Annotated in this window: 8 protein-coding genes and 1 pseudogene; 8 read left to right on the forward strand and 1 reads right to left on the reverse strand. The window is 38.0% G+C overall.

From position 1 onward, the window contains the following. Positions 1-399: 399 nt before the first annotated feature. The 7 genes and pseudogenes from GSM_RS14850 (at position 400) to GSM_RS13315 (ending at position 9,297) form a co-directional block, all read left to right on the forward strand. Positions 400-612 (forward strand): annotated as a pseudogene (locus GSM_RS14850) (hypothetical protein). 709 nt (positions 613-1,321) lie between these two features. Continuing rightward, positions 1,322-2,257, forward strand: coding sequence for a replication initiation protein (locus tag GSM_RS13285; RefSeq protein WP_003690715.1), 936 nt, complete (start codon positions 1,322-1,324; stop codon positions 2,255-2,257). Positions 2,258-2,533: 276 nt separating this feature from the next. After that, positions 2,534-3,100 carry a DUF536 domain-containing protein gene (locus tag GSM_RS13295; RefSeq protein ID WP_010078402.1) on the forward strand — a complete coding sequence of 189 codons (567 nt, stop codon included), beginning with the start codon at positions 2,534-2,536 and terminating at the stop codon, positions 3,098-3,100. Between the two features lie 31 nt (positions 3,101-3,131). After that, on the forward strand, positions 3,132-7,895 hold the full coding sequence (locus GSM_RS13300) for a type ISP restriction/modification enzyme (protein ID WP_003687939.1): 4,764 nt from the start codon (positions 3,132-3,134) through the stop codon (positions 7,893-7,895). Continuing rightward, complete coding sequence (locus GSM_RS15540; protein ID WP_268869536.1) at positions 7,892-8,017, forward strand: hypothetical protein; 126 nt, start codon at positions 7,892-7,894, stop codon at positions 8,015-8,017. The genes GSM_RS13300 and GSM_RS15540 overlap by 4 nt, the downstream gene beginning before the upstream one ends. A gap of 346 nt (positions 8,018-8,363) precedes the next feature. Then, a complete protein-coding gene (locus tag GSM_RS13310) occupies positions 8,364-8,771 on the forward strand; it encodes a hypothetical protein (RefSeq protein ID WP_003687938.1) in 408 nt (135 codons plus the stop codon). A 115-nt stretch (positions 8,772-8,886) separates the two neighbouring features. Continuing rightward, complete coding sequence (locus tag GSM_RS13315; protein WP_003687937.1) at positions 8,887-9,297, forward strand: hypothetical protein; 411 nt, start codon at positions 8,887-8,889, stop codon at positions 9,295-9,297. A 212-nt stretch (positions 9,298-9,509) separates the two neighbouring features. Here the strand turns inward: GSM_RS13315 and GSM_RS13320 are convergent, their stop codons facing one another. After that, positions 9,510-9,788, reverse strand: coding sequence for a plasmid mobilization protein (locus GSM_RS13320; RefSeq protein WP_003625288.1), 279 nt, complete (start codon positions 9,786-9,788; stop codon positions 9,510-9,512). 103 nt (positions 9,789-9,891) lie between these two features. Here GSM_RS13320 and GSM_RS13325 point away from each other — a divergent pair. Then, positions 9,892-10,438 (forward strand): site-specific integrase (locus GSM_RS13325; RefSeq protein WP_010078403.1); only part of this gene is annotated, 547 nt, incomplete at its 3' end.

A 10,438-nucleotide genomic window follows, 5' to 3' on the forward strand; every position in this document is an offset into this window, starting at 1 on the left:
CCAGTACCGAAAGTATGTTAGATCAAATTGATTTTGGTTAGTTTTATTTGGATTTTTAGTTGTCGCCAACGGCGACTTCTGATACAGGTTTTTAATGGGTCTAGCACAACATAGAATAAATTCTATGTGTAAGTGCGCATTGACCTCGTTTCACTCGGTCTGCTGATAACCATAAAATCAATTTCTGCTATTGTTGAATTGACTGTATTTTTAATTCAATTTATGTTTGCACCTAACTAAGATTGTTATGTTTTAAATATTTAAAAAGTGTTGCAGATCCCACTGTTTTAAGCCAAATTTTTTTAATCGTTCTGTGCAAAGAATCTTTATGAGTTTGGTAACAAAATTGGAATAACGGTACTGTAAAATCTGTAAATCTAAACTGAAATCATTATTTTGATGTTAGGAGTAATTAAGCTGGACGAAAAGAAAGTATTAAAACCCATTGACGAAATTCTCTCTGATCCTTGGCAGGTTGATATTCAATAATTATTTAAAGCTTCTGTCAATGAACCTGACGAGATTAAAAAGAATTTGTATGATTCCCTGTATACTTACATTTTGCAAAAAAGACAAGAAGATATTATTAATCGACCAGGCTTCATTATTTAGTCCTCTAAAAGCTCCCTGAGGGCTTTTTATTTTGGCTTTGGTATAAATATACATAAATAGCCTTAAAATCGCTGAGAACAAAAAATAAGGCCCTTAAAAAGGGGCATAGCAGTTAAATCTTTATCAAGTTTTAGAAAAGCTAACTATTTGCTGTCAATGGTAGCGGACGAGCAAAGCGTAGGAGCATAAGGAATTGACAGCTTTAAACAAGTCTTAACACTGAAATGGCGAAAGCCAAAGTTTTTGTAGAAACTTTACTTTCCTGCCTAACGGCGAGTGTAAAACAGTCAAGCTGAATCAGCTTGGACGGGGTGCGGGGCGTCAGCGCCCGTATTATATGTGGCTTACCACACCTTTTAACCAACGAACAGAGTGAGGTGCAAGGAGCTGTGCGACTGGAGTTTAATGTGAGCCGGTTTTTGGCTCACTCCGTTGTGTTTTTTGTTTCTAGATTTTAATCTCGTACAGCGGTGCCTCTTTTATACCTCTTTTATAAACCTCTTTTAAACCTCTTTTAGACCCCTATTGCGCCTTACTCTCCCAGGGAATACAGAAGTTTATCGACTACATTTTGTCTGTTTATCGACTACATTTTGTCTGTTTATCGACTACATTTTGTCTGTTTATCGACTACATTTTGTCTGTTTATCGACTACATTTATTTACTCCTGTATTCAAATAAGGTAGTATTATTCAAGGAGGTTATTTTATGAGCAATGAATTAGTCAAATATGACCCTGAATTAAATACAATCCCCTTGCGAAGGTTTACTCCTGTAGAAATGAACTTGTTCTTTTCTGTAGTTTCTAGAATGCGTGATAAAGGTGATGATACTGTTAGATTTACCTTTGATCAGTTAAAAGAGTTAAGTGCCTATAAGCCAACCGCAAATAATCGGTTTATTGATGACATACAAAGTACATATCAAAAAATACTAGGTCTTAGATTTGGCTCTCGAAGTAAAGATGGTCTTGATAGAGAGATGTTTGTCATGTTCACTCGATTTGAAATTAAGGGATCTGCAGACGTTCCTTATGTTGATATTCAAATTTATCCCAAAGCGTTGAAACTTCTAAATAATCTCGAAAGTTGGGTTCGTTATGCTTTGACAGAGTTCCGAGATTTAAAGAGTAGTTACGCAAAAACAACTTTTCGTATTCTTAAACAATTCCGAACCACTGGTTATGCTTATTTTTCTAAAAATGATTTCTTTGAACTACTAGATATTCCACAAAGCTATTGGAGTAAGCCTGCGAACGTTGAATCTAGGGTTATTCGCCCAATTAAGGAAGAACTAACCCCTTTGTTTAGAGGCCTAACTATACGAAAAAAATATGGTAAAGGTCGTGGGAAACCAGTGATTGGTTATACTTTTACTTGGAAGCCTGAAAGAAAAGATGCAAACGACTTTTCTCAAGGTAAGTTCCAAGATGAGCGTCAAAAACTTTTTAATATCCAGAATAATGGTGAATTAACAGAACAAGAAAAATGGCGTGCTACCGATAAAGTTAAAGGCCTACCACTAGGCTCAACTGAAAAACAGATTTTAGCCGAACGACAGATTGAGCATGATAAAACAATAAGAGATCAGACAAGACAAGAAATGCTTGCTGAACTCCGAAAGGGGTTTGGAAAACATGCCTAAAACTATTAGAGAACTTGCTGATGAGTTTGGTGTATCAAAACAAGCCATTAGGGAAAAAACTAGATGCAAACTTTAGTTGTTGTTAATTCGGGATATTTACTGTTAAAGCAACATTCATTGGTGGCAACAACCAGAACCAAATCAATTATAGTTTAGCTTGAAGATTGATACCTAAAGAAAACCAATCGACAACCTAGTTTAAGTTTTGCTTGTCGATTGGTTTTCTTGTCGTTTTTAACTTATAATTCAAGGCGGATTAATTAGGCGGTGAAACTATTGGGCAAGACTATTCGGCAACTTTCAGAAAAATTTAAATTGTCAAAACAAGCTATTAATCAACGTATTAATAGCATTAATGGCTTTCGAAGCAAACACACTTACAAAGTTAAAAACCATCTAGAAATAGACAACCAAGGCGTTAAAATGCTTGCTAATTTTGACAAGCAAAAACGACAAGAACGACAACCAAATCGGCAAGTCGAAAACGACAAGGACAAAAATATTGATCAGATCTTGCTAAAACAACTTGATGTTAAAGATAAACAAATTGCAAATTTACAACAGGCCTTAGATCAGCAACAAAAATTACAGATAGCAACGGTTTCAGAAAACCATCGATTAAAAGAGCACGTTCGGAAATTGAGCGGCTTGCTTGAACCTTCTAGTGCAACTCAACAGCAACAATCAAACGACAAGGACGATGCCTTGTCGAATAATGCTAATACCCGTCACAGCAAGGATAAAAACGACAAGCAAAATGAAAATAAAGTTGCTGAATCCAATAAGGAACAAGAAAGATTATACAAAAGTAAAGCTAATAAAAGTTGGTGGCATTTTTGGTAAAAACTAATATGTTACGGAGGAATTTGAAAAGATGTTAAAACAATCTTTCGATAATTTAATGGCCCAGATTGACGCAAGTGCAAATGGCGTGCAACGTGATCGTGGGACCATGTTTGAGGAAGTCGTTAAGTCTTATTTGCTAAACGAACCCGCATACAAAAACTTATATACTGACGTATGGCTATTACAAGAGGTTCCTGCCGAGTACCATATTCCTAAAAAAGACTTGGGTGTGGACCTTGTAGCCCGATATCGGGATTCGGGTGCATTAACAGCTGTTCAGGCAAAATACTATCGAGGCAAAGTTGGTAAGGATACCATCAATAGCTATGTTGCCGAATTAAACAAGAATTACTATGCAGACGGTTTGTTAGTTACCACTACGGATGATTGGAACAAGAATGCAGAGGCGGCTTTAGATGACGGCTCTAAGCATATTACCCGAATTGGCTTGTCTGATCTCAAACATTCAAGTTTTGACTGGTCCCAGTTTCATTTTGGCAACGCCACCAAGTCGATTCAAGTCAGCCACAAGCAACCACGTGGCTACCAAAAGGATGCCATTGCGAAAGCGGTGGCCTATTTTGATGCGCACGAACGTGGGAAACTAATTATGGCACCAGGTACAGGGAAAACCTTTACCAGCTTGAAGATTACAGAAGCAATGGCTCAGCATGAATATAAGCAAGATTATTTTGTACTATATTTGATACCAAGCATTCAATTGCTCTCACAAACCCTTTTTAGCTGGAACAGTGATGTGAACCCAGCAAATGAATTGATTTCTTTTGCAGTAACGTCAGATCGCAATGCTTCTAAAAAGCGGACCTACAGCAATAATGATGATAATAGCGATATGAATATTCAGGATATTGGTTTTCCCGCCTCAACGAACGCTGATAAGTTAATGGCTAATTTTGCAGCCCTAAAACCGACTGACGGGCAACGGATTACAGTTATCTTTAGCACCTACCAGTCGATTGATGTCATTCACCAAGCACAAGAACAAGGGTATCCGGAATTTGACCTGATTATTGCAGATGAAGCACACAGAACTACCGGGGCACATGCTGCCAATACTGAAGCTGGCATGTTTACCAAAGTTCACAGTAACAATACAGTTAAAGCCAAGCACCGGCTTTACCAAACTGCAACGCCTAAGATTTATTCCCAAGATACCAAGAAGAAGGGTGAAGAGGATAATATTGTAATTTCCTCCATGGATGATAAAAACATCTACGGAGAAGAGATCTTCCGGTTAGGCTTTGGTGATGCTGTGGCCCAAGGAATTCTGACTGATTACAAGGTGGAAGTCTTGGCAGTTGATGAGTCGGTTATTCAACGGGATATGCAGAACAGTTTGTCTACGGAAAACGGGTTGAACATTGATGATATTGGCAAGATTATCGGTGTTTGGAATGCCATGATGAAGCGGGAGAGTTTTTCTAACAAAGTCAGTGGCAAACCGATGCAACGTGCCATTGCCTTTGCGTCTGTGATTGATAATCAACGTGGACACGGTGCGGGTAAGGTTGGTTCAAAACAGATCGCGCGAGAATTTAATCATGTTGTAAATGAGTATTTAGGGAAGGACAACCCAAACAGTTTCCACGTGCATGTTAAACACGTGGACGGTAGCATGAATGCTTTACAAAAAAAAGACGCGATTGACTGGTTAGCATCTGATTTACCAGATGATGAGGCACGCTTGCTTTCTAATGTTAAATTCCTGACAGAAGGTATTGATGTGCCAAACCTTGATGCCATTATCTTTTTTGCACCTAAACAGTCTCAGATTGATATTGTACAAGCTGTTGGTCGGATTATGCGTAAGTATAAGGACAAGGAATATGGCTACATTATTTTGCCAGTGGTCGTGCCAACTGGACAAGATCCAGATATGGTACTGGATGACAATAAGACCTACCAAGCTGTTTGGCAGGTATTGAACGCTTTACGATCTATTGATGAACGTTTTGAAGCATCAGTTAATAAATTAGATCTGAATAAGAAAAAGCCCGGTAATTTGAATGTGATTGGCATTGGTGGTGCTCCGGACAATGATTTTGACCGTTCAAATCAACGCACTGGTGACGAACATGGCACGGAACAGACTGAGCTTGAATTGAACTGGCATGAAATTCAAGATGCTATTTATGGGCGGATTGTTAAAAAGGTTGGTGATCGCCGTTATCTGGAAGACTGGACGGCGGATGTCCAAAAATTAGCGGAACGCCATATTCGCTGGATTGAGAACCTGATTGCGGATAAAAAGTCCCCATTTGCCAAGTCGTTTAGGCGCTACGTTAAGAGTTTGCAGCACAATATCAATAGTGATATTGATGACGAGCAGGCCATTGAAATGTTGGCACAACACGTTATCACTAAACCAATCTTTGAAGCACTATTCGACCAATATAGTTTCGTTAACGATAATCCCGTTTCCCGCGCCATGGAAGATATGATTGAGCATATGATGCAGGCGGGCTTTGACCAAGAACAAGCGGTTTTGAAACCTTTCTATGAATCAGTGCGGACGCGGGCAACAGGAATTGACAATGCGGCTGCTAAACAACAGTTTATCGTGACGCTGTATGATAAGTTCTTCAGTACAGGCTTTAGCGCCACGGCGGAAAAATTAGGTATTGTCTTCACACCGGTGGAAATCGTCGATTTTATCGTGAAATCTGTCGATGAAGTACTGAAGGAACACTTTGGTCGCGGCCTAGATGCTGAGAATGTACACATCTTAGATCCATTCACCGGAACAGGCACATTTATTACACGTACCCTTGCTTATCTGAATCAGGAGATGCAGGCGGGTAAAATCACATTAGCCGATATCACCCGCAAGTACACGCAAGAATTGCACGCCAATGAGATTGTGTTATTGAGTTACTACATCGCGGCCATCAACATTGAATCCGTCTTTGACGAGATCAATGGGGCAGAAGACTATATTCCGTTTGATGGTATTGTTCTAACTGATACGTTTGAATCAACGGAAAATAACGCCGTGCTGGATGAAGATATGTTTGGTGGTAATAACAAGCGACTCAAGAAGCAACAAGAAGCCCCAATTACCGCGATTATTAGCAATCCACCCTATTCGGTGGGACAAAGAAACCAAAATGATGACAACCAGAACGTTCACTATGAGCGCTTAGAGCAAAGGATTGCCGATACGTATGTAAAGAATAGCAATGCAGGTCTAAACAAGGGGAGCTATGACAGTTACGTTAAAGCCTTCCGCTGGGCCAGCGACCGACTAGAAACCCAAGGGGTGATTGGTTTCGTAACGAACGGCGGCTTTCTTGATTCACAATCCGCTAATGGCTTGCGTAAGTCGTTCTATGAGGAGTTCAACTACTTGTATATTTACAATCTACGTGGAAATCAACGAACACAAGGCGAAAAATCTCGTAAAGAAGGCGGAAAAATCTTTGGTTCCGGTAGTCGTGCACCGATTGCCATTTCTATCTTAATCAAGGACGGATCTAATGAACATCACCTGTATTACAAAGACATTGGTGATTATCTAACTCGTCAGCAGAAATTTGACGCAATTTCTAATGCCGCATCGGTGAATGGGATAGAGTGGACAGAGTTGACGCCAGATAAAAATGATGACTGGTTAAATCAGCGTGATCAGAATTATCAGGCATATACACCACTAGCTGAGAAGAAAAATTATCATACAGTATTCAAATTGTCAGCTGTCGGCGTAGTTACGAGTCGAGATTATTGGGTCATTGGGTATAATCAGCATACTGTAGCAAAGAATAGTGAGCTACTTATTGATCACTACAACAAAGAAGTAAAAAAGGCGAATGGGAGAAGCTGGAGTAACTATAGTGCCTCCTCTGACCCTAAATACATTAATTGGTCTCGAGGAATGAAGTCGAATTTGAGCAAAGCAAAGCTATTTTCCTTTAAAAAAAGCAAAATGGTTAAAACGTTATATCGCCCATTTACAAAAAAATGGATGTATTACGATAAACAAGTAGTAGAGATGCCCGGATTATTTCATCGCAAGTTTGGAGCAAAAAACACTGCCTTGATAACATCCGGAAGAGGAACAACTAAAGAATTTACAATATTGGCAACGGATTTAATTCCTAATCTTGATTGTCTAACAAAAACGCAGGCGTTCATACGCCACGATAACGAAAAAAATAGTTCTGTCGAGAATATTCTTGCCACAGATTGCGATAACGTTTCTACCACGTTTGCAACTAAGTTAGGGCTAACCACTGATGAAACGTATGCCTACGTCTATGGTCTTTTGAATTCGCCGGAGTACCAGCAAAAGTACGCGAACGATCTCAAAAAAGATTTAGCCCGGATTCCAATAGTGAAGGACATACGTCAATATGTTGAAGTAGGTCAACAATTGCTTGATTTGCATATCAACTATGAAGATGCTGAACCATATGCCGGTTGCAAAGTTACTATGCACGCGGACAAACCAAGTTATCGGGTTCAGAAGATGCGCTTCAAATCACGGAAAGACCATAGCGTAATTAAGTTTAATTCGGACATCACAATTTCAGATATTCCAGCTCGGGCCTACGACTACGTTGTGAATGGCCGATCAGCAATTGAGTGGATTATGGACCAATATCGAGTAAAAACTGATAAAGCTTCCCAAATTACAGATGACCCCAATGACTATAGTGATGATCCACAGTATATTTTTAAGTTGCTGTTGCGCATCATTACGGTATCACTTAAAACCCTCGATCTAGTTGATAAGCTACCGCAGTTCGAAATAATTGAAAGGGACGACAGATGATGGATGAAAACCTATTAGCATTAAATACAGCATTTACTAAGTCAGTTACTGAGGTTACTGTAGAAAAGGTTACCAATAAAATTACACAAATAAAGCTAAATCATGACTTAAAAAACAAGTAAGAGATTATAATCAATTGGTGAATGTAAATAAATGAACTTATTAACTGTTTTTAGGGTCTATAATTCACAAATGACCCCTCAAAAAGACTATTAAAACAGCCCCCATTATTTACTAGTTAGATAATGGGGGTTGTTTTTTTATTTAACGTTTTAATAGACCTTGAAAAGCGAGGCTAAATTGAATAGTTAAGCGTTGATTGTGGTTTACCAATCAGACTAGCAAATTCAAATTTAAATACTTATACGCATTTTTACACAAGAAACAATAAAATTCGCATTTTTGATCATTAAGTGTATAATTTAATTTAGGGTTATCCTTTGAAAACTTAAATTAGGAGAATTTAGAATGATTGAAGAAAATTCTGTACGTATTAGTTCGACCGTTTCAAATGATGTTGCTAAAAACTTGGAACAATACGCAATTGAAAGTGGCTTGAAGAAAAGTTCAATTGTAAATGCTGCTTTGAAACAATTTTTGGCTGTTAATCCTATAAAGTTAATTAATGGCTTTAAAATCGAAAAAATAATGCTTTTAGGTGTGTCGGCGTTTGATCCAACTAAGATACCTTACTTTAAGGTTGGCGAAGTAGTTCCTAACAAAGATTTTTTAGGAACTGTTACTGGTATTTCTGTTTCTGAGGATGGAAGCTTCTTCTTCATTTCTCTAGAAGGTGGTAAGGAAAACGGTCAATTTGGACCAATAACTACGTTTACAGTTTCAACATCCCAATATGGTGTAGCACGTACTGACTAAAATGCGATTAACATAGGCCCAGTTATCATAAGCTATATCATCTTGACTGGTAGGGTATTTTTAGGTGGTTAAAGTGTTTTAATTAAGATAAGTCAATTATAGGAGTGTTTATAAGATGAGTATGGATGATATTTATAAATTTGATAATCTAGAGGATGCATTTGTTGCCATTGACAATAATGAGTTGACTGAAGATGCCCCTTTTAATGTCAACAACACCAGTTGTTATTATATTGGTAAGCGTGAAAAGTTATTAGATGGGATATCTATGCTGGTCTATAAATTCACTCTTATTTATGCTTTTCAAGCAGAAGTTGAAATAGCAACCACTGGTAAAAGAGGTGGTGATGCTGGGCATGGTGGACGTACTTATATATCTATTAAATCAAGTGAGGAAACAGACGCATTTTCACCTGTAAAGATTTCGGTAGAAGGAGATATGGAGCTAAGTGCAATTGTGGATAGCATGAGTTTATTTCTTGCGCTACTAGGTCATGTGGAATCTAATAAAAAGACCTTACCTTGATGTGTAGGGTCTTTTTTGTTGTAGACATAACCCTGTCAATTCTAGAAATTTTAGCTTATATCCAAGGGGAAAATGTTGGATCAGATTGATTTTGGTTAAAATAGAATTAAAGTTGTAATTACAATTATAACGAAAGTTTTTTACCTCAAAATCATACCATCATTAGACTCAAGCCTAGTTTTTTTAATTCACGTTCAAAAGATTTGGTCTGTTTAATTTGCATCTAACTTATCGATCCAATCTTCAAAGTCAGTCAATGAACCAATGTTTTTGACCTGCCCTGTTTCTGCTTCTTTTTTAGCGGCTAAGGCTTCCGGAGAATCTAAAAAGCTGACTAATCGAACTTCATTATTGGCCGCTTTAACTAACGATAAGCGTATATACTCAGAAACGGTTAGCCCTTGTTTTGCTAGATTAGCTTTAGCCCGTTCACTAATGTCAGGTGTTACACGAGTTGAAATTGTCTTGTTTTTAATAATAGTATTACTCATTCTAATCCGCCTCCTTTAAGTTTACCATCGTACTACATTATAATATTCGATTTTTAGGTTTTCTGCAACTAAATTAATTTTAAAGTAAAGGAACTAACAGCTTATGCAACAAGTTGTCTTACCCATCAAAGATTCAAACGTTCTCAAAGAGGTTCAAGATACCTTACTCAACAACTTTAAAGCTGGCCGGCGTAACTATACAGTTTTTCAAGTTGGCAAAGCTACGCTACTGCGAGTGAGTGATGTCATGCGCTTAAAGCAAACCGATATTTTTAATCCGGACGGTTCTATTAAACAAAATGCGTTCATTCACGATCGAAAAACGGGTAAGCCTAATACCTTGTACCTTAAACCGGTTCAAACAGAGCTCTTATTGTACCGCCAATGGCTACTTGATCATAAACTAGAATCTGAATGGCTCTTTCCTTCCATTCAACACCCAGAGCGACATATCACGGAAAAACAGTTCTACAAAATTATGAGTAAGGTTGGCGATCTATTAGGAATTAATTATCTAGGTACTCATACGATGCGCAAAACTGGGGCTTATCGTGTTTACACGCAATCAAATTACAATATTGGCCTAGTCATGCACTTATTAAATCATTCAAGTGAAGCCATGACTTTAGTTTATTTAGGCTTAGACCAAG

Origin of the sequence: Liquorilactobacillus mali KCTC 3596 = DSM 20444 (assembly GCF_000260415.1) — a bacterium.
GTDB lineage: Bacteria > Bacillota > Bacilli > Lactobacillales > Lactobacillaceae > Liquorilactobacillus > Liquorilactobacillus mali.

Coding starts and splice junctions, on each gene's coding strand:
- GSM_RS13285 (WP_003690715.1), top strand. CDS start 1,322: ATGAGCAATGAATTAGTCAAATATGACCCTGAATTAAATACAATCCCC.
- GSM_RS13300 (WP_003687939.1), top strand. CDS start 3,132: ATGTTAAAACAATCTTTCGATAATTTAATGGCCCAGATTGACGCAAGT.
- GSM_RS15540 (WP_268869536.1), top strand. CDS start 7,892: ATGATGGATGAAAACCTATTAGCATTAAATACAGCATTTACTAAGTCA.
- GSM_RS13310 (WP_003687938.1), top strand. CDS start 8,364: ATGATTGAAGAAAATTCTGTACGTATTAGTTCGACCGTTTCAAATGAT.
- GSM_RS13315 (WP_003687937.1), top strand. CDS start 8,887: ATGAGTATGGATGATATTTATAAATTTGATAATCTAGAGGATGCATTT.
- GSM_RS13320 (WP_003625288.1), bottom strand. CDS start 9,788: ATGAGTAATACTATTATTAAAAACAAGACAATTTCAACTCGTGTAACA.